This window comes from Ruegeria sp. CDSB013 (assembly GCF_059611165.1).
Genome location: NZ_JBXWPA010000008.1, coordinates 18,962 through 38,795, shown reverse-complemented (window position 1 = coordinate 38,795; position 19,834 = coordinate 18,962). Strand labels below are relative to the sequence as shown.

Below are 19,834 nucleotides of genomic sequence, written 5' to 3'. Positions count from 1 at the left end.
TACTGCACCGATCTGTGGTTCGCACGGCACCGTCAAAACGCTGGCAAAACAGAGGGATAGCATGAAGCGACTTGAGGCATTGGACGCAGCCCGGTTTCTGGCGTTTTGTGGAATGGTTCTGGTGAATTTCCGCATCGCCGCTCAGGTCGCCCCTGGCAATGACTGGGCCTCGACCCTGATCGATTTGCTGGAAGGCCGCGCCGCCGCTTTGTTCGTCATCCTGGCCGGCATCGGAATTGGGTTATCCTCTGTTTCAGCGTCGGTGCTGCTACGGCGCGCGGTGTTTCTGTTCGCGCTCGGCCTGATCAACATGACCGTATTTGACGCCGATATCCTGCATTTCTACGCCGTGTACTTCGTTGTTGGCGCTGCTTTCCTGACGGCACCAACCCGTGCATTGTGGTTGGGTTCAGTTGGGGTGGTGGCGCTGGCTGTCCTCGCCGTCATGATTTTCAACTACGACCTTGGCTGGGACTGGGAAACGCTGACATACACCGACCTTTGGACCCTGCCCGGTTTTTTGCGTAACCTGTTTTTCAACGGCTGGCACCCGGTCCTTCCCTGGGCGGCGTTCCTGTTGATCGGAATGGCTATTGGACGATCCGAACTGCACACGATCTGCATTCAACACAGGCTGATCATGTGGGGGTTCGGAGTTGCCGTATTTGCCCTGTTTCCGCAAATGTTGGCCTCGGACCCTGATCTGGTGATCTATCTGGGAACCGCGTCCATCCCACCGGGACCGTTCTACATTATTGCCGGAACCGGCTCGGCTTGCGTGGTGATCGGATTGCTGTTGAAGCTTTGGCCCAAGATCGAAAAGTTGCGCATCGGCCCAGCCCTGACCGCGCCCGGTCGGCAGAGCCTGACGCTCTATATGGCGCACATCCTGATCGGCATGGGCATATTAGAAGAGGCGGGTTTGCTGAATGGATCACTGAACGCCGCTCAAATCGTGGGCTGCGCGTTTGCGTTTTGCGCGGCATCCTCGGGCTTTGCGATTTTGTGGTCTCGAAAGTTCAAAAGCGGCCCGCTAGAGGCTTTGATGCGTTTGACCACACAACCACGCAGGGCTTGACCTTGCGCGCTGGTCCGGGCTTGCTGCGGGAAACGTATTCACAGGATTTCCGATGTCCCTTGACCTTTGGCTCGCATTTGTCGCTGCATCTACTGCCCTACTATTGATCCCAGGCCCAACGGTCTTGCTGGTGCTCAGCTATGCCCTGTCCAAAGGTCGCAGCGTGGCTGTCGCTTCGGCGACGGGTGTAGCTGTTGGAGATCTGGTGGCTATGACGGCCTCTCTTTTGGGGCTTGGCGCGCTGGTCCTGGCTTCGGCCACTTTGTTCACAGCCCTCAAATGGGTCGGTGCCGCCTATTTGGTCTGGCTGGGGATCAAACTGTTGCGCAGCGCGCCATCAGGCGGGCTTGAGACTGTGGACACCGGGCGCAATGTCACCGCACACAGCGTTTTTGGCCATGCTGCCGCGGTCACCGCGTTGAACCCGAAATCTATCGCGTTTTTTATCGCTTTCGTTCCTCAGTTTCTGCGCCTAGATGACCCGCTCGGACCGCAATTTGCTATCCTGATCGTAACCTTTGTGGGGCTGGCATGGCTGAATTCGCTGGCATACGCCCTTTTGGCGGACCACCTGCGCAAGATGATCGGCCGTTCAGGCGTCATCACCGCTATGACCCGGTTCGGAGGGCTGGCATTAATCGGGATGGGTGTGGCCACGGCTGTCCTGCGCCGCCCGGCCTGAGGGCTCAGCCCTCAGCGTGTTCCTTCATGAACCCGCGAATGAACCGCCGGATTTCTCGCGCGGCCGACGTGTCCAGCTCTTTGCATAGCTGAACAAACTCGTCCCGTTCATCCTTGTCCAGCCGCAGGACCAACTGACTGTTTTTCTTGGTTGAAACCTTGCCGTCTTTCGTTCCCACGCGTCCCATTTCCATCAAAACCCCAGACATACAAGATAGTCTTTGTATATACTTCGCATAGAATTTGTAATTCACGAGCACCTAACAACAAAAGAAGGTTGTGGCAATGAACCTTCATGTCGCTCAGGCGATTTTTGAAAGATCAGTGCAAGTGGCACAATCCTTACCTGACGTGGATGCCCGATACACTGAACCGCGACAACGGCCAGTCGAAACGCCCCAAGTAGGGGGCGGCAATCTTTCCTTGCATGACTCACACCAATGGGCCAAACAGCCCAGCGTGTTTTGACGCCAGAGAGGTGGGCCATGTCCAGAAACAAGTCGGTCAAAGATTACATTCGGACCATCGTGGATTTCCCACATGAGGGGATCATGTTCCGGGACGTAACGACCCTGTTCGCGGATCCGCGCGGTTTCCGCATGGCGATTGATCAGATGCTACACCCCTATGCCGGTGAGCGCATCGACAAAGTCGTTGGCCTTGAGGCGCGCGGCTTTATCCTTGGCGGCGCGATCGCGCACCAGCTCAGCGTCGGTTTCGTGCCCATCCGCAAAAAGGGCAAGCTGCCGGGAACTACGATCAGCCAAGATTACAAGTTGGAATACGGCGAGGCGATTGTCGAAATCCACGACGACGCCATCCAGCCGGGCGAAAAAATCCTCGTGGTCGATGATCTGCTGGCAACAGGAGGCACCGCTGCCGCAGGCATCAAACTGATCGAACGGTTGGGGGGCGAGATCGTCTCATGCTCGTTCATTATCGACTTGCCCGAATTGGGCGGGCGCAAGGCATTGGAAGACATGGGAATGGATGTCCAAGTCTTGTGCGAATTCGAAGGCCTTTGACAGCCCGCACATTCACAAAATCGTGAGTTGAAACCTGAAACCCGCTGGCTTAGCGCGGTTTTTCATTGGACCAACCCGAACTTATCGACATATTCAGTGATCTTCCTTCGATGACGCCCCGTATCCCGGTTGATGCCACCAAGGGCATTCCAACAAGGGATATCAAACCATGTTTCGCAAACTCGCAATTGCCGGTGTCGCAAGCTTTTTCGTAGGAACGGCCGCTTATGCTGATGGTCACTCCAAGGATATTGTCGACACCGCAAGCGGCGCAGGCAGCTTTGAAACACTCGTCGCCGCCGTTCAGGCCGCAGAACTTGTAGATACCCTGAAAGGTGAAGGCCCTTTCACCGTGTTTGCTCCGACCGATGACGCCTTTGCAGCCTTGCCCGAGGGCACAGTCGAGACCCTTCTGCAACCCGAGAACAAGGATCAGCTGGTCGCCATCCTGACCTATCACGTGGTGCCGGGAAAAGTGATGTCAGGCGATCTGTCCGATAACATGACAGCTGCAACCGTACAGGGCGGAGAAGTCAAGATTGATCTGGACAACGGCGTGATGGTCAACGACGCCAACGTTGTGCAGGCCGATATCGAAACGTCGAACGGCGTCATCCACGTGATTGATAAGGTTATTCTGCCTGAATCGTAATATCAGCGCGCGGCCCACGCGAAGTGGGTCGCGCCTACACCTTTAGTACGGCGCCTGGATTCATGATCCCCTTTGGGTCAAGGGCAGCTTTGATCGCACGCATTGCAGACAGTTTTACCGGATCGCCATAATTCTCCAAATCATCCGTTTTCAAACGGCCTATGCCGTGCTCAGCGCTAACCGACCCACCGAATTCATGCACCAGATCATGCACCGCGCGCTTTACACTATACCGCTGGGTATCATATTCCGCGCGGTTGTGCCCCTGCGGCGGAAACACGTTGTAGTGCAGATTGCCGTCGCCCAAATGTCCAAAGCAATTGATACGGAATGTCCCCAACGCATTGACCACCTCGGACCCACGCCGGATAAACGCGGGGATATCCGAAATCGGGACCGAGATATCATGGCTTGAGACCGAACCGATCAATCGGTTGGCCTCAGGGATCTGCTCACGCACCGCCCAAAGTTCCATTCGTTGCGCTTCGCTTTGAGCTATGACCGCATCATCTACTAGCCCGCGCGCTTCTGCAGCCTCGAACACCGCCATCAGCGCTTCTGACGCTGACACGCCGCCGGAAAGTCCCAACTCCACCAGCACCATCCATTCGGGCTGGTCGTCAAAGGGCTGACGGATATCGGGCAAAACCTCGGACAGGAACTGCAGGCCTTGCTTATGGATCAGCTCAAAGGTGCTGACCCCCTCGCCCACCTGATCACGTGCCAGCGCCAGCAAATCAATGGCAGCCTCAGGCGAGGCCACGCGGAACATCGCAGTGCCAGTTTCAGCCGGCCGTGGGGACAGCTTCAACGACGCGGCTGTGATGATCCCCAGCGTACCTTCCGCTCCGATCAGGAGGTTGCGCAGATCGTACCCGGTATTATCCTTACGCAAACGGCTCAGACCATGCCAGATCTCACCGTTCGGCAAGACGGCCTCAAGCCCCAAGCACAAATCTCGCGCATTGCCGTAGCGCAGGACATTAACCCCGCCCGCATTCGTCGCAAGATTGCCGCCGATCCGGCACGATCCCTGTGCAGCCAACGCAAGGGGGAACAGCCGATCCACCTGTTCCGCGGCGGCCTGAACATCGGCAAGAATGGCACCGGCCTCGGCGATTAGAATGTTCTCGGTCGGATAGACCGCCCGGATGGCAGACAACCGCTCCAGTGAAATAAGCAACGGGGCCGGACCGTCAGCCATCACCTGCCCGCCGACCAGCCCGGTCCCGCCGCCATAAGGCACGATAGGAACCGACGCGTCCGAGGCCAACTGAACGAGCGTCGAAACCTGTTCTACCGACCTCGGCAGGGCCAGAACGCCCACATGGCCCGCAAACCTTCGGCGCGGCTCTTCCAGATATCGGGCCTCGACGGGGTGCAGAACATCGTCACCGATCGCCGCGCGGATCGACTGGGCAAAAGTATCATCGGCAGGGTTCAGTTTCATACCCTTTCCTTGCCCAAGCAGCCGTGCGCCCACAAGCCCTATTCCAGTTCAATGAGGTATTGCGGCTCAAGCACCACAACTGTCGGGCGGTCGGGCAACGTGCGCAGGGACACTGTGATCTCAGACTCCCCTTTGCGTTGAACCGGAAAATCTTCGCGGATATCGACCAGAAACCGGTCCAGTGAAAAGCTTGAAAACCAATGCATCGGAATGATGATCGAACTTTTCAGTCGCTTCAAAACCGTGATCATTTCCGGCAACGGCATCGTCGTACCGCCATCCACAGCAGCCATCACAACATCCAAACGGCCCAATGCGGCAAATTGTTCATCTGACGGCACGTGGTGCAGGTGACCCAGATGACCAATGCACAACCCTTCAACCTCAAAAACAAAGATAGAGTTTCCGCGCTCTTCCACACCGCCATAAGAGGATCGGATATCGGTCGAGACATTGCGAATCAGCATCTCTCCCAAATCAAGATAGTGTTCGATCCCCTGCCCGAACTCGCCCCACCCCGGTAACACATTCGGAATGGCTGGGTCCGGGTGGGCGGTCCAATGGGTGCCGTGGGCATGATTCATCGTCACCACGTCCGGGATCAGATCCGCGCTGCCGATGAAACCGGTGAAATCCGTCACCGCGTTCAACCCGCCCTGCGTCTGAATCAGAAAGGACGCGTGAGCAATATAGCTAATCCGAACCGAGAACTCCGGCACCGGGTCCTGCCAGGCTGCTTTGTGAATATACTCAATCCCCGGTGCGGCATCTGCGATGGCAATGCAATGGCTCGGCCGCCGTTCCTGTGCCGAAACCCCACCCGAGATCACCATCAATACCGCAACAACCCAGCGCATGTTTGGAGTGTAGCGCAGAACACAGGTAAGTCACGCCTGCAGATATCGCGTGAGTGAAATCACGGAATTGGCATTTTGTAGGAGCAGTTCAGAGAACGATGCACTTCCGCAGATTGAAGGGACGTGAGACTTTCGCCACACGTAACGCTTGTGCCAACGGATCACTCACAAAAAACGCGTGGCGCATTTGTGTGTCTATCCAGATGTCAGGACCATCCAGGGCCGAAGCGCTGACCGCAATATCCTTGTCTTGCATTGCTCCCGGCGGCTCCCAAATGTCATGGTTTTCATATGGTTTGTCTATACGCGGAGATTGATCTGTCAGCACGGCTGCCTTTTGCGCACCGAAGTTCAAACAAAAATACTCGCCTTCAACCAGCGTGGTACGATCATGCTGAAAAAGTTTGACCGGGTAGAGATTGCCTTCCCCGAGATCAAACTGGCGCAGAACTGTCGCACACGCGGCGGACACGGTCCATGCACCCGCAGCCATAAAGAAGTCTGGTTGCTTCTTCTCTTTTTTGTCTTTGTAATCGGCAAATACCTCCGAAGGGAAGAAATCCGCTGTAAGCGGCTCTCCTAGGACATTTCGGGTGTTTGCGTCCGCTGTGAACTTCAGATCATTATCCCAACGATCAGAATGAAATCCTTTCAACGCCGCAGTGCCCACCATTGCATCGCTGATCCAGATCACTGGCTGTTTTGCCCGCGCCATAGACCTACCCCGCGTCCGTCTTCCCACGCCGGTCCGAGCGCAAGCTGGCATACAGCACATGCGTCCGCCAACGCCCGTTGATCTGTAGGTACGACTGCGCCACGCCCTCGTATTTGAACCCCGAACTTTCCAGCAACCCACGTGATGGTTTGTTCTCGGGCAGGCAGGCAGCCTCTATCCTACTCAGGTCCAGTCGGGTAAAGGCGTGATGAACGATCGCACCAATGGCCTCGCGCATGTAACCCTGACGGGCAAAAGACTGGCCCGTCCAATATCCCAAGGTTCCTGCCTGCGCCGGGCCGCGACGGACATTGTCCAGCGTGATGGCCCCCAGAAGTACATCGTCAGTGCGCCGGAACAGAAACAGTGGGATCGCAGTTCCTCCGGCCACGGACCGCTGGGCCCAGTAGACGCGGTTCGTAAAGGACTTCCGGCTCAGATGATCCTTGGCCCAGACCGGCTCCCACGGGGTCAGGTATTGCTGCGACGCGCGCCTCAGCGCCGCCCAGTCGTTAAAGTCGGAATGCACCGGCGGGCGCAAGCTAAGGCGCTCGGTTTCGAGTTTCAGCTTGCGTCTGCCCAACAGCATCACGCCGCACGCCTCTCCTGCAATTCGGCCAGCGTAGGTGCGCCCGAGACCGGGCCATAAAGCGCCAGCGCTGCCCGTGCCTGCACGGCCATTTGTTCGGCGAATACACGAACATCTTGGGTGCTTACGGCATCGATCTTAGCAACCGTATCTTCTAGCGAGGGAACTTGGTCCCATATCTGAACGAGGCGCGCCAGACGTTCGGCCCGGTTCGACGGGCTTTCCAGCCCCATCAACATCCCGGCCTTCATTTGGGCACGGGCACGCGCAACCTCTTCCGCGCTCATGTCTTCGGCGGCGCGTTTCATCTCGTCGATGGTGATGGTTGCCAGTTCACCAACTTGGTCTGCCGACGTACCAGCATAGATCGTCGTGCTGCCGGTATCCGCATATGCTCCGGTCTGAGCGAAGATGGTGTAGCAAAGCCCGCGCGTTTCGCGCACCTCCTGGAACAGGCGCGAAGACATTCCGCCGCCTAAAGCAGTAGAATAGATCTGCGCGGTATAGATCGCGTCATCCCGATAGCCGGGACTTTCCAGCGCAAGCGCAAAATGGGCCTGCTCCAGCTCTTTCTCCTGCCGCGCCTCTCCACCGGTAAAGCGGGCGGTTTCTGGGATCAGGCCCTTGCATGGTTGCAGGTGACCAAACATCTCTTCCGCCGCTTTCATCAGCGCGTCGTGGTCGACCGCACCAGCCGCCGACAGGATCATCTGTTCCGGGCCGTAATGCTCGGCGACAAACCCTGACAGGTCCTCTCGTGAAAACGCGCTGACCCGTTCGGTCGGACCCAGAATGGTCCGGCCCAGAGGTTGATCATGATAGCTCTGCTCCTGCAACCAGTCAAAGATCACGTCGTCCGGCGTGTCACAGGCCTGACCAATCTCCTGCAGGATCACGCCGCGCTCGACCTCAATCTCGCGCGGGTCGAAAACCGGGTTCAGAACGATGTCGCCGATCACATCCATCGCCAGCGCCACGTCGTCTTTCAGAACACGGGCATAGTAGGCCGTCACTTCGCGCGATGTGTAGGCGTTGATGTATCCGCCGACATCCTCGATCGCCTCGGCGATTTGCAATGCCGAACGACGCTCAGTTCCCTTGAACGCCATGTGCTCAAGGAAATGGGCGATGCCGTTCTGTTCGATTCGTTCGTGCCGCCCGCCGGCGGTTACCCAAATGCCGATGGCCGCAGATTGCAGCCCCGGCATTTGTTCACTGACGATACGAAATCCGTTCTTCAGTTGGTCTTGTCTGACAGTCACTCAGCGATATGCCTTTTGATATGATCCTCGAGGGCACCCAGATCGTTGGCGATGCGGGTCACCCGTTCCGGACGTTCATATAGATCAGACATGCGGGATGGAAGAGGCGGATGCGTGCCGCTTGCCTTCTCGACCGCTGCCGGAAATTTTGCGGGGTGCGCGGTGGCCAGTGTGATCATCGGAACGTCGGCCGCGCGATGTGCTTCTGCAACTTTGATGCCCACGGCGGTATGCGGGCAAACCAGTTCCGCACTGTGGGTCAGAGTGGACTTGATTGTCGCCAGGGTCTCATCCTCAGATACACGGCCCGAGTCAAAGCTTTCGCGCAGCGCTTCCATTGCGCCCTGGCTGACGTTAAAGCCGCCGGTCTTCAATTCATCCATCAACTGCGCGACAGCGCCGCCATCTTCGCCATACGCATAGTACAGCGCGCGTTCAAAATTTGAGCTGACCTGAATATCCATCGACGGGCTGATCGAGGGGATGGTGTCGCCCTTGAAGTACCCCTCGCCCGACAGGCAACGATGCAGGATGTCGTTTTGGTTGGTGGCGACAACCAGACGGTCAATTGGCAGGCCCATACGCTTTGCAAGGTAGCCCGCGAAGATGTCACCGAAATTGCCGGTCGGCACCGTAAAACTGACTTTGCGATGTGGCGCGCCGAGGCTGACAGCAGCGGAGAAGTAGTAGACGATTTGCGCCAGAACACGGGCAAAGTTGATCGAATTCACGCCAGCCAGCTTCACGCCGTCGCGGAAGTCGAAATCGTTGAACATGTCCTTTAGCGCGGCCTGACAATCGTCAAAATCGCCGTCCACGGCCAACGCATGCACGTTGCGGTCCGCAGGTGTCGTCATCTGCCGACGCTGCACTTCCGAAACTCGGCCATGCGGGAACAGGATGAACACGTCCACGGCGTCGAGCCCCCGGAACGCTTCAATCGCAGCCGAACCGGTGTCGCCACTGGTCGCGCCAACGATGGTTACACGGTCACCACGGCGTTTCAGCGCCACCTGGAACAGCTGACCGATCAGCTGCATGGCGAAGTCTTTGAAGGCCAATGTCGGCCCGTGGAACAGCTCCAACAGGAAGTGGTTCTCGTTCAACTGCTTCAATGGCGCGCGGGCATCATGGCCAAAGCCTTCGTAGGCGCGGCCGATGATCTCTTTGAACTCACTCTCACCGAAAGATCCGCTGACATAGGGCCACATCACCCGGAACGCGATTTCCTCAAAGGGCAGTCCGGCCAGTGCTGCGATCTCATCCTGCGTCATCACCGGGATTTCAGCAGGCAGGTACAGGCCACCATCACGGGCCAGCCCGGTCAGCATCGCCTCTTCAAACGTCAGTTCGGGCGCCTGCCCGCGGGTCGAGATGTATTTCATGTCACGTCACTCTCAGAAGGGGCGCGGCTGCGCCACAGAAAATATCCGGTCATCGCGGCCCAGACCAAAGCCAGGCCAAACCATGTTATTGCATATTGCAAGTGATCGTTCGGGATGCCCGTCGTGCTGACGGGCAAAGGCGTTATTCCGGGATCGGTTTGCGAGCGGGCGATCAGCAGAACGGGTTCCGCACCCAGAGCCGCTGCCAGATGGGGCACATCACGGGCAAACCAGATGTTTGCATTGAGGTCAGGTTCAGGCGTGTAACTGTCGATCTCATCCGGCCAATGCAGGTTTCCGGTTATCTCCATCGGGCCGTTCAGACGTTCGGCTTCCTTGGCAGTCGTCGGAACAAAGCCACGATCCACCATAATCGTTCGACCTTCGGTGACAAAAGGCTGTATGATCCGGTACCCAGCCCCGACTTGCTTGACCGAGACTAGAACGTGAACTTCGTCCAGGAGCATTTCACCAGTCACAGCGACCGTCAGATACAGGTCTTCTCCTCGCGTTGGGTTTGCAGGGAGCGATGTGATGTCGCCATCAATCATGGCTCCGATCTCCGCCAGAAGAGTTTCTTTCCAAACCAAACGCTGAACCTGCCACACACCCAGCGACAGCAGCACGCCCAGACCGGCGAGGCCGAAGATCAGAAGGAACAGAGTGCGGCGCATGGTGGAGCAAAACCTCATTGCAGGAACCGGCGTCTTGTTAAGGGGCGAGCCGTGCGATTTGCAACCGCCCAATTGTATGGGGCGCAATTTTTGCGCCCGGAACAGAGAAAAAGCCGCCCCGAAAGGGCGGCTTTTGCAATTTGTTCGCCCGTCTGGCGTTACATCAGCGGCGCTTGGCCCCAGATGTATACTGCGAAGAACAGGAACAGCCAGACAACGTCGACGAAGTGCCAGTACCAGGCAGCCGCCTCAAACCCGACGTGTTTCTCAGGCGTGAAGTCACCCTTGAGCGCCCGGATTAAGCACACTGACAGGAAGATGGTACCGATAAGAACGTGGAAACCGTGAAAGCCGGTTGCCATGAAGAAGTTCGAATAGAACTGATCACCGCCGAATTTCCAGCCTTCATGCGCCAGCAGCTCATAGTATTCAAAGGCCTGCAGACCTGTGAATGCGACGCCCAGAGCGATACCGATGGCCAACCCCTGCACCAGCGCCTTTCGATCATTGCCGTGCACCAGCGCGTGGTGCGCCCAGGTGATTGCGCAGCCCGACAGCAGCAGGACCAGAGTATTGATCAGCGGCAGGTGGAACGGGTCAACCGCGTGAATGTCCGGCTGGATGTACTCGGTGCCGGCATAGTCGTACATTGGGTACATGCGATGTTTGAAGAACGACCAGAACCAGGCAAAGAAGAACATCACCTCGGACATAACGAACAGGATGAAGCCATAGCGCAGGCCGATGCGGACAACCGGTGTGTGATCGCCCTGGCGGCTTTCGACCACAACCTCGGACCACCATGCGAACATGGTGTAAAGAACGGCCACCAGACCGGCCCAGAACATCCACGAGGTAACCCCGTGCATCCACAGGACGGCTCCGAACAGCATCACAAAGCCGCCGATCGCGCCGATCAGAGGCCAGATCGACGGGGCCAGAATGTGATAATCATGGTTTTTTGCGTGTGCCATCAGCGTCCCTCACCTACAGGCGTTAGTTCGTTGTTATATCAGCCTGCGTCTCAAGGGCGGCAACGCCCTCGGGCAGGTCAATTTCGTAGAATGTATACGACAGTGTGATCGTATGAACATACTTAGCTTCAAGATCCTCGACCATTTCAGGGTCGACGAAAAAGGTGACCGGCATCTCAACACGTTCACCGGGTTGCAGCACCTGCTCTTCAAAGCAGAAACAGGCAATTTTCTGGAAATACCCGCCGGCTGAATACGGAGTCACGTTATAGGACGCCTGTCCCGCGATGGGGCGGTCGGTCGGGTTGTAAGCTTCATAGAAGGCCAGTCCGGTTTCGCCGATACGCACTTCCATCTCGCGCACGACTGGCTTGAATTCCCATGCCATGTCTTTCGCCTTCGAAGCGTCAAAGCGGATGGTAACCTTGCGATCCAGAATATCCTCGGGCGCAGTCGCGGCCACACCGGTGGTGCCACCAAAACCGGTGACGCGGCAGAACCAATCGTAAAACGGGACTGATGCCCACGCCAGACTGCCCATTAGGACAACCACGCCAACTGTCTGCGCAACAGTTTTCTGCGGCCCTGACAGAGCCATCAGTTCTGTACCTCTTGCGTCGCCAAGCTGAAATCTGTTCCTGAAACCTTTACGACCGTCAGACCAAATATGATCACGATAAAGGCGGCCAGCGTCAGGCCGACCCCAAGGTTACGGCTGAACCGGCGTTGGTGAAGTTCGTGGCTCTTGCGCAGGCTCATGACCAACCTCCCAGCCCATAGGGTTTCAGCAGTGCTTCGACCAAGATAGCACCGAAATGCAGGAACAGGTACAGCAACGACAGCTTGAAGAACGCGCGTTCGACCTTGAAATTGTCGGCCTCGGAATCATCCTCGTTGCGGCGCGAAATCTGCCAGGCACCGCGCAGGAACAGCGCGTTCAACACCACCGCGACAGTCAGGTAGATCGGACCTCCAATGCCCGAGAATGCGGTTCCAACAGCCAGCATGGCCAGCAGCCCGGTATATACCAGAATGTGCCAGCGCGTCGCGCGACGACCATGTGTGACGGTCAGCATCGGAACACCCGCATCGTCGTAATCCGAGCGCATGAACAGCGCCAGCGCCCAGAAATGCGGTGGGGTCCACATGAAGGTCAGGGCAAACATCAGCCACGGCTCGATGGACATAGACCCCGTTGCGGCTACCCAGCCGATGACCGGCGGAAATGCCCCTGCCGCGCCGCCGATCACGATGTTCTGCGGCGTCGAGCGTTTCAGCCACATCGTATAGACGACAACGTAGAAAAAGATCGTGAAAGCTAGGAAAGCGCCAGCAAACCAGTTGGTTGCCAGACCCAGCATAATAACGGACAGCCCCGACAGGGCCAGCCCGATTGCCATCGCCTCACCCTCCTGGACCTTGCCAGACGGGATCGGGCGGCCTTTGGTCCGCTTCATCACGCGGTCGATATCTGCGTCCCACCACATGTTCAAAGCACCGGATGCGCCGCCGCCAATGGCGATGAACAGGATGGCGCAGAAGCCCACGAATGGATGAACAGGGACCGGTGCCGCAAGAAGGCCGACCAAAGCGGTGAACACGACCAGCGACATCACGCGCGGCTTCAGCAAGGCAAAGAAATCGCCAAAGCTGGCCTCATCCGCGTGGGATTGGGCGCTTACTGTGCTGGCATTGATGCTTGCGTCGCTCATTTCCGGTCCTTCTGGGGCGAAAGCCGCGCGGATACCGCGCAGCCTGCATTACCTTTGGCGCGAGTTTTCAGCCCGCGCGGGTCATCACTTGGATGCAACCTGATAGGCTGCGGGCTGACCTGCATACTCTTCCAGTGCGCCTTGCAGCCACTGCTCATACGCCTCTTCGCTGACCACTTTGACGGTGATCGGCATGTAAGCGTGGTCCTTGCCGCACAGTTCGGAACACTGACCGAAATAGATGCCTTCCTTTTCGGCCTCGAACCACAGTTCGGCCAGACGTCCAGGAACACCGTCCTGTTTTACACCGAAGGACGGGATGGTCCACGAATGGATCACGTCTGATGCGGTAACCTGCATCACAATGATCTTGCCAACCGGGACCACAACGGCGGTATCGGTAGCCAGCAGCCATTCGTCATCGCTGTAGCCCGCATCCGCCAGCTTGGCACGCATCGCGTCGTTCAGAACAAACGGGGTCACGTCCGCATCGGCCGGGCGTGCGCCTTCGTCCAATGTGGCCGGGTGGCCCAGCAGATAGCTGTCAAAGGCGAAATCGTGATCAACGTATTCGTAGGTCCAGTACCACTGGTTCCCAACGACTTTGATGGTGATGTCGCCTTCGGGGATTTCCTGCTGATTGAACAGAACTGGTAGCGAGAAGGCACCGATGAAGACCAGAATCAGGATCGGGCCAAGGGTCCAGGCAATCTCAACCGGGGTGTAGTGCGAGAATCGCGCCGGTTCAGGGTTGTTGCGCGAATTGTAGCGAATGATGCAGTAGATCAGCAGACCCGCAACAAACAGGCAGATCGCGGTGATGATCACCAGAATCATATCATCCAGCCGCTGAATCCCCGAGGCCAGGCTGGTCGCCGCGGGCTGGAACCCAAGGCCGCCATCAACCGGCTTACCAATAATCTCAAGCTCCTGAGCCATTGCGGGAAGGCTGGAGAGGGCTGTCATCAACCCCGAAAGCATCAAAGCATTCTTCATTTTCTGTCCTGATCGTCTGATCTTTGCTTCTCTGGCGAAAAGGTGTGAATCAGTCGCACCTCTCCCGTTGTCTTTGGCCGCGTTAAAAACCATATTCCGTCGGGTAGATAAAGCAAAATGCTTGCGTCAAACAGACGCTATTTTTGATCTGGATCAAACTCGGAAGGTCCCAACAGATGCCCAACGACCCGTTTCGCCCATTTGACAGCGCTGTTCCGCAGGACGAGGCGCTTGCGGTTTTGCAATCTGCCACCGCTGGGGCGGAAGACGGAGAGCTGTTTGTCGAGCGGCGGAAATCCGAGGCTTTGGTCTTTGATGACGGGCGCTTGAAGACAGCATCTTATGACGCATCCGAGGGGTTTGGCCTGCGGGCCGTACAGGGCGAGGTTGCCGGGTATGCGCATTCCACCGACGTTTCAATTCCGGCGCTGAAGCGGGCAGCCGAGACCGCGCGCCTGGCGGTTGGCGACGGCGGCGGCACGCTCGCCGACGGTCCCCGTCCCACCAATACCCGCCTTTATACGGACGAAGACCCGATTGAATCCGCTGATTTCCCGGTCAAGATCGAAACGCTGCGCGAGATCGACGCCTATGCCCGTGACATGGATCCCCGCGTCGTGCAGGTCAGTGCGACAATCGCCGCAGCCGTGCAAGAGGTCGAGATTTTGCGCCCGGACGGCGTACTGATGCGAGACGTGCGGCCAATGACCCGCCTCAATATCTCTGTCATCGTCGAACAGAACGGCCGTCGCGAAAGCGGCTCGGCCGGGGGTGGCGGGCGCGTCGGGCTCGACGGCCTGATCGATCCGTCGGATTGGCAGGACAAAGCGCGAGAAGCGTTGAGGATCGCCTTGGTCAATCTTGACGCGATCCCTGCCCCTGCCGGCGTGATGGAGGTCGCGCTTGGCCCAGGTTGGCCGGGCATCCTGCTGCACGAAGCAATCGGACACGGGTTGGAGGGGGATTTCAACCGCAAGGGAAGTTCCGCTTTTGCCGGTTTGATGGGGCAGCAGATCGCATCCAAAGGCGTGACCGTCGTCGATGATGGCACGATCCCGGATCGTCGCGGCTCGATATCCTTGGATGACGAAGGCACACCCAGTTCGCGCACGGTTCTGATCGAAGATGGCGTCCTGACCGGCTATATGCAGGATCGCCAGAACGCGCGCCTGATGGGCGTCGCCCCCACCGGAAACGGCCGGCGGCAAAGCTATGCACACAAACCCATGCCGCGGATGACGAATACCGTGATGCTGGGCGGAAACGCCGATCCGGCCTCTTTGGTTGCGGACATAAAGGACGGACTCTGGGCCGTTGGTTTCGGCGGCGGTCAGGTGGATATCACCAATGGCAAATTCGTGTTCTCGTGCACCGAGGCGTACCGCGTTGAAAATGGTAAAATCGGGGCGCCCGTCAAAGGCGCAACCCTGATCGGCGACGGCCCATCGGCCCTTAAACGCATTCGGGGACTGGGCAACGACATGGCGTTGGATCCGGGCATGGGGACCTGTGGCAAAGACGGCCAGTGGGTGCCGGTCGGCGTGGGCCAGCCAACCGTTCTAATGGATGGCCTGACGGTCGGCGGATCGGCTGCGTAACCGGGAATCGCTCGGCGGGCAATCGAGAGCGCAGAGTTAACACTGTGCTTTCTGTCCGTCTGCGCATTAACATCCTGTCAGGCGACCGTGTCGAGGAAAGTGATTTTTATTTATTATATTTCAACGCGCTAGAAAGCTCTCAATAATAAACGCCGAAAATTATCCGAATAATTTGAAGAGATTCACAAGCTGTTAACCCCGGCAATCGTAAACCAGTTCTGCAATCAGGCGGAGCATCGGATGACCGAAGAGCAGCATTCTTCCTATCACCCCACACTCCCACCCACCACGGAAGAGGATCGGTTTTCCTGGCTTCGTCTGTTGCGCTCTCGCAAGGTTGGTCCGGTGACGTTTCGTCGGTTGCTGCGGGAACATGGCTCGGCGCAGAACGCGCTGGCCGCGCTGCCGGAAATGGCACGCGCTGCCGGAATTAAAGGGTATGAAACCTGCCCCCCCGGCGTGATTGAGGCGGAACTCAAGGCCGCAAAAGCCGCGAACGCGCACCTTTTGTGCCTTGGCTCCGCCGATTATCCAGATGCCTTGAACCATCTATCCGACGCCCCGCCAATGCTTTGGGCGATTGGAGATAGCTCTCTGCTGCAGCGTCGGTCGCTTGCACTGGTCGGCGCGCGGAATTGTTCGTCCTTGGGGGCGCGGATGGCGCGGGGGCTTGCCACAGATCTCGGCAAGCAAGGCTATGTCGTTGTGTCCGGCCTGGCACGCGGGATAGATACCGCGACCCACATGGCCGCGCTTGAAACGGGTACTGTCGCGGTGATGGCGGGCGGCGTGGATGTTGTCTATCCTGCCGAAAACACAGCACTGGCAGAAAAGATAACTGAAACCGGGTTGCGCGTGTCCGAACAGCCTATGGGCGTCACGCCGCAGGCGCGCCATTTCCCGCGCAGAAACAGAATTATCTCAGGTCTGGCACAAGCGGTTGTCGTCGTTGAAGCGGCAGCAAAGTCCGGCAGCCTGATTACGGCGCGGGATGCCTTGGACCAAGGGCGCGAGGTTCTGGCCGTGCCCGGCCACCCCTTCGATGCGCGGGCCGCGGGGTGCAACATGTTGATCCGGGACGGCGCGATATTGGTGCGAACCGCGGAAGACATCATTGAAGCGCTTCCGAAACAGGTAACAGCGCCTCAGGTTGAGGCCCCCGCCCCACCCATCGCAGTTGATGAACCAGCAATCACAGGTGCCGCGTTGCATAGTGCGATCTTGTCACTGTTAGGCCCCTCCCCGATTGCCGAAGATCAGTTGATCCGCGACATTGCTGCAACAGCCGGAGAAATAGGACCGGCTCTGATTGATCTGGAACTCGAAGGACAGATCCAGCGGCAGCCCGGCGGACTTCTGTCATTGTCTGCATAAATACCAACTCTGACGAGCGGTTCCTGCCCAAGCCCTTTTTGTGCACAGGCTACGTGATTGAAATAACAACATAATTCCTGTGTTCAAAGGAACGCATTGACAATTCGCCCTTGCCCTCCACATCTTGCACGATCATAGAAGGCGCCAATTCCGTCGAGCGAGGTTTTCCCTTAAATGCCTGTAGTTGTTGTAGAATCCCCTGCCAAGGCCAAAACAATCAACAAATATCTTGGCCCCGACTACACGGTGCTGGCCTCATATGGCCATGTCCGGGACCTGCCGCCCAAGGACGGATCCGTCGATACCGAGCATGAATTTGAGATGAAATGGGAGGTCGGTAACGACAGCCGCAAACATGTCAAAGCCATCGCCGATGCGCTGAAGGAAGACAACGCTCTGATTCTCGCGACTGACCCTGATCGTGAGGGTGAGGCTATCAGCTGGCACCTGCAAGAAGCCCTGACCAAGCGCCGCTCGATCAAGAAAGACACTCCCGTCAGCCGCGTGACCTTCAACGCGATCACAAAGGACGCCGTGACCGAGGCGATGCAGAACCCGCGCCAGGTCGACATGCCGCTGGTCGAGGCCTATCTGGCCCGCCGCGCGCTGGACTATCTGGTGGGTTTCAACCTGTCGCCGGTCCTGTGGCGCAAGCTGCCCGGCGCGAAGTCCGCCGGTCGCGTTCAGTCAGTCTGTCTGCGCCTAATCGTCGAGCGCGAGATGGAGATCGAGGCGTTCAAGCCAGTCGAATATTGGTCTGTGAAGGCAGTGTTCGAAACACCGCGCGGCCAGACTTATGAGGCACGCCTGGTCACACTGGCCGGTAAGAAACTGGACAAACATGATTTGGCCAACGCCACCCAGGCTGAATTAGCGGTGCAGGCCATTACCAGCCGCGCGCTGAGTGTTTCTTCGGTCGAAGCCAAGCCTGCCGCGCGCAACCCCAGCGCGCCCTTCATGACCTCTACCTTGCAGCAGGAAGCAAGCCGCAAGTTCGGAATGGGCGCGCGTCACGCGATGCAGGTTGCTCAACGCCTCTACGAGGCGGGCTACATCACATATATGCGGACCGACGGCATCGACATGGCGCCCGAGGCCGTGGCGGCCACCCGCGATACCATCACAGACCGTTACGGTGCAGAATACGTGCCGGACAGCCCGCGTATCTATAAAAACAAGGCCAAAAACGCCCAGGAAGCGCACGAATGTATCCGCCCGACGGATATGTCCCGCGATACCAAGGCCCTGAAGGTCACAGATGAAGATCAGCGCAAGCTGTATGACCTGATCTGGAAGCGTACCATTGCCTGCCAGATGGCTGCTGCGCGACTGGAGCGCACTACGGTTGAGATTGGCAGCGATGACGGCCAGATCGGCCTGCGCGCCACCGGTCAGGTTGTTCTGTTCGACGGGTTCATGCGCGTTTATGAAGAAGGCCGCGACGACGTGGCCGATGATGATGAAAAGCGCCTGCCGCAAATCATGCAGGGCGATCCAGCTCGGTTTGCCAAAACATCCCTGCGCGATCAGTTCACCAAAGCAACCAGCGAGGGCACTGAAAAGGCCGCGAAAGAGGCCATTCTATCCGAGAACGAATCTGTACTGGCCCTGCAGCACCACACTCAACCGCCGCCGCGCTACACCGAGGCTACGCTGGTCAAGCGGATGGAAGAGCTGGGGATCGGGCGACCGTCGACCTATGCCTCGATCGTGACCACGATTCAGGACCGGGAATATGTGCGCAAAGACAAGAACCGGCTGATCCCAGAGGAGAAGGGCCGGATCGTTACGATCTTCCTGCTGAACTTCTTCCGGCAGTATGTGGGGTATGAGTTCACCGCCAATCTGGAAGAACAATTGGACGACGTCAGCGCCGGTGGGCGTGACTACAAGGAGTTGCTGAGCAAGTTCTGGCGCGATTTCTCGGCTGCTATTGGCGAAACGTCCGAATTGCGGATCTCCGAGGTTCTGGACAAACTCGACGAAGCCCTGGCGCCGCAACTTTATCCGCCGCGTGAAGACGGCTCGGACCCGCGTATCTGCCCGAAATGCGGACAGGGTCAGTTGCACCTGAAGACGTCGCGCACCGGCGGGTTCGTTGGGTGTGGAAACTATCCTGAATGCACCTATACCCGCCCCATCGCCGGCGAAGGCGCTGAAGGCGAGGAACGTCTTCTGGGCGAAGATGCAGGGGATGATATCTGGCTGAAATCCGGCCGCTTTGGCCCCTATGTTCAGCGCGGCGAACCGACGCCCGAGAACAAGAAACCACCGCGCGCCTCACTGCCGCGTGGGTGGAGCAAGGATGACATGGATCTGGACAAGGCGCTGACGCTTTTGTCCCTGCCCCACCAGATTGGCGAACACCCCGAGGGCGGCATGATCAGCTCGAATTTTGGGCGGTTTGGTCCCTATCTGATGCATCAGTTGGCCGATGAGGCCAAACCGGTCTACGCCAATCTCAAAGACCCCAACGACGTGTTCGAGATCGGCATGAACCGAGCGGTCGAGTTGCTGGCTGAAAAGCGCGCCAACCCCGGACGGGGCCGCCGCGCAGCGGCCAAAGCGTTGAAGGAATTGGGCGAGCATCCCGATGGCGGCGCGATGCAGGTGCTGGATGGGCGCTATGGGCCATACGTGAAATGGGAAAAGGTCAACGCGACCATTCCCAAAGACATCAAGCCCGAGGACGTGACACAGGAAATGGCCATCGAACTGGTCAACGAACGCGCAGCCAAAAAGGGCACCAAGAAAAAAGCGGCCCCCAAGAAGAAAGCTGCGGCCAAAAAGGCCGCCACCTGACAGGGGGTTA

At 58.0% G+C, this 19,834-nt stretch carries 20 protein-coding genes; 7 read left to right on the top strand and 13 right to left on the bottom strand.

Features of this window, described 5'->3' with window-relative positions; genetic code table 11:
* The first annotated feature begins 61 nt into the window (after window positions 1-61).
* Window positions 62-1,078 carry a DUF418 domain-containing protein gene (locus tag AC2FJF_RS14330; protein WP_496726002.1) on the top strand — a complete coding sequence of 339 codons (1,017 nt, stop codon included), beginning with the start codon at window positions 62-64 and terminating at the stop codon, window positions 1,076-1,078.
* Between the two features lie 52 nt (window positions 1,079-1,130).
* Window positions 1,131-1,760 carry a LysE family translocator gene (locus tag AC2FJF_RS14325; RefSeq protein WP_496726001.1) on the top strand — a complete coding sequence of 210 codons (630 nt, stop codon included), beginning with the start codon at window positions 1,131-1,133 and terminating at the stop codon, window positions 1,758-1,760.
* A gap of 4 nt (window positions 1,761-1,764) precedes the next feature.
* Here AC2FJF_RS14325 and AC2FJF_RS14320 read toward each other — a convergent pair whose 3' ends face one another.
* On the bottom strand, window positions 1,765-1,968 hold the full coding sequence (locus AC2FJF_RS14320) for a hypothetical protein (RefSeq protein ID WP_496726000.1): 204 nt from the start codon (window positions 1,966-1,968) through the stop codon (window positions 1,765-1,767).
* A gap of 276 nt (window positions 1,969-2,244) precedes the next feature.
* On the opposite strand from AC2FJF_RS14320, the gene AC2FJF_RS14315 reads away from it, so the two are divergent.
* Together AC2FJF_RS14315 and AC2FJF_RS14310 are read left to right on the top strand one after the other, a co-directional pair.
* A complete protein-coding gene (locus tag AC2FJF_RS14315) occupies window positions 2,245-2,784 on the top strand; it encodes an adenine phosphoribosyltransferase (protein ID WP_109313474.1) in 540 nt (179 codons plus the stop codon).
* Window positions 2,785-2,953: 169 nt separating this feature from the next.
* Window positions 2,954-3,436, top strand: a complete 483-nt coding sequence (locus tag AC2FJF_RS14310; RefSeq protein ID WP_496725999.1) for a fasciclin domain-containing protein — start codon at window positions 2,954-2,956, stop codon at window positions 3,434-3,436.
* A gap of 34 nt (window positions 3,437-3,470) precedes the next feature.
* Here the strand turns inward: AC2FJF_RS14310 and AC2FJF_RS14305 are convergent, their stop codons facing one another.
* The 12 genes from AC2FJF_RS14305 to coxB all read right to left on the bottom strand — a co-directional run bounded on the left by AC2FJF_RS14305 (window position 3,471) and on the right by coxB (window position 14,050).
* Entirely contained in the window at window positions 3,471-4,886 is a 1,416-nt protein-coding gene (locus AC2FJF_RS14305) for an FAD-binding oxidoreductase (protein WP_496725998.1), read from the bottom strand.
* A gap of 38 nt (window positions 4,887-4,924) precedes the next feature.
* Entirely contained in the window at window positions 4,925-5,743 is an 819-nt protein-coding gene (locus tag AC2FJF_RS14300; protein ID WP_496725997.1) for an MBL fold metallo-hydrolase, read from the bottom strand.
* A gap of 88 nt (window positions 5,744-5,831) precedes the next feature.
* Window positions 5,832-6,437: a hypothetical protein gene (locus AC2FJF_RS14295; RefSeq protein ID WP_496725996.1), complete on the bottom strand. Its 606-nt coding sequence runs from the start codon at window positions 6,435-6,437 to the stop codon at window positions 5,832-5,834.
* Window positions 6,438-6,462: 25 nt separating this feature from the next.
* Window positions 6,463-7,047, bottom strand: a complete 585-nt coding sequence (locus tag AC2FJF_RS14290) for a GNAT family N-acetyltransferase (RefSeq protein ID WP_496725995.1) — start codon at window positions 7,045-7,047, stop codon at window positions 6,463-6,465.
* Window positions 7,047-8,309 carry a M16 family metallopeptidase gene (locus tag AC2FJF_RS14285; RefSeq protein ID WP_496725994.1) on the bottom strand — a complete coding sequence of 421 codons (1,263 nt, stop codon included), beginning with the start codon at window positions 8,307-8,309 and terminating at the stop codon, window positions 7,047-7,049. Before AC2FJF_RS14285 ends, AC2FJF_RS14290 begins: the two co-directional genes overlap by 1 nt.
* Window positions 8,306-9,694, bottom strand: a complete 1,389-nt coding sequence (gene thrC / locus AC2FJF_RS14280; protein ID WP_496725993.1) for a threonine synthase — start codon at window positions 9,692-9,694, stop codon at window positions 8,306-8,308. The genes AC2FJF_RS14285 and thrC overlap by 4 nt, the downstream gene beginning before the upstream one ends.
* Window positions 9,691-10,368 carry an SURF1 family protein gene (locus AC2FJF_RS14275; RefSeq protein ID WP_496725992.1) on the bottom strand — a complete coding sequence of 226 codons (678 nt, stop codon included), beginning with the start codon at window positions 10,366-10,368 and terminating at the stop codon, window positions 9,691-9,693. Before AC2FJF_RS14275 ends, thrC begins: the two co-directional genes overlap by 4 nt.
* Window positions 10,369-10,526: 158 nt before the next feature.
* Window positions 10,527-11,342, bottom strand: a complete 816-nt coding sequence (locus AC2FJF_RS14270; protein ID WP_058272267.1) for a cytochrome c oxidase subunit 3 — start codon at window positions 11,340-11,342, stop codon at window positions 10,527-10,529.
* A gap of 22 nt (window positions 11,343-11,364) precedes the next feature.
* A complete protein-coding gene (locus AC2FJF_RS14265) occupies window positions 11,365-11,940 on the bottom strand; it encodes a cytochrome c oxidase assembly protein (RefSeq protein ID WP_496725991.1) in 576 nt (191 codons plus the stop codon).
* Complete coding sequence (locus AC2FJF_RS14260) at window positions 11,940-12,101, bottom strand: cytochrome c oxidase system small membrane protein (RefSeq protein ID WP_170561014.1); 162 nt, start codon at window positions 12,099-12,101, stop codon at window positions 11,940-11,942. The genes AC2FJF_RS14265 and AC2FJF_RS14260 overlap by 1 nt, the downstream gene beginning before the upstream one ends.
* The gene (cyoE, locus tag AC2FJF_RS14255; protein WP_058272269.1) at window positions 12,098-13,054 is read right to left on the bottom strand and encodes a heme o synthase; all 957 of its coding nucleotides are present in this window, start codon (window positions 13,052-13,054) and stop codon (window positions 12,098-12,100) included. The genes AC2FJF_RS14260 and cyoE overlap by 4 nt, the downstream gene beginning before the upstream one ends.
* A gap of 84 nt (window positions 13,055-13,138) precedes the next feature.
* Entirely contained in the window at window positions 13,139-14,050 is a 912-nt protein-coding gene (gene coxB, locus AC2FJF_RS14250) for a cytochrome c oxidase subunit II (protein WP_109313444.1), read from the bottom strand.
* Window positions 14,051-14,226: 176 nt separating this feature from the next.
* Between coxB and tldD the strand changes: the two genes are divergently transcribed.
* The 3 genes from tldD (at window position 14,227) to topA (ending at window position 19,824) form a co-directional block, all read left to right on the top strand.
* Window positions 14,227-15,648: a metalloprotease TldD gene (gene tldD / locus AC2FJF_RS14245; RefSeq protein ID WP_496725990.1), complete on the top strand. Its 1,422-nt coding sequence runs from the start codon at window positions 14,227-14,229 to the stop codon at window positions 15,646-15,648.
* 240 nt (window positions 15,649-15,888) lie between these two features.
* Window positions 15,889-17,022, top strand: coding sequence for a DNA-processing protein DprA (dprA, locus tag AC2FJF_RS14240; RefSeq protein WP_496725989.1), 1,134 nt, complete (start codon window positions 15,889-15,891; stop codon window positions 17,020-17,022).
* Between the two features lie 174 nt (window positions 17,023-17,196).
* Window positions 17,197-19,824 (top strand): type I DNA topoisomerase, encoded by a 2,628-nt coding sequence (gene topA / locus AC2FJF_RS14235; RefSeq protein ID WP_496725988.1) that lies wholly within the window; start codon window positions 17,197-17,199, stop codon window positions 19,822-19,824.
* Window positions 19,825-19,834: the final 10 nt, after the last annotated feature.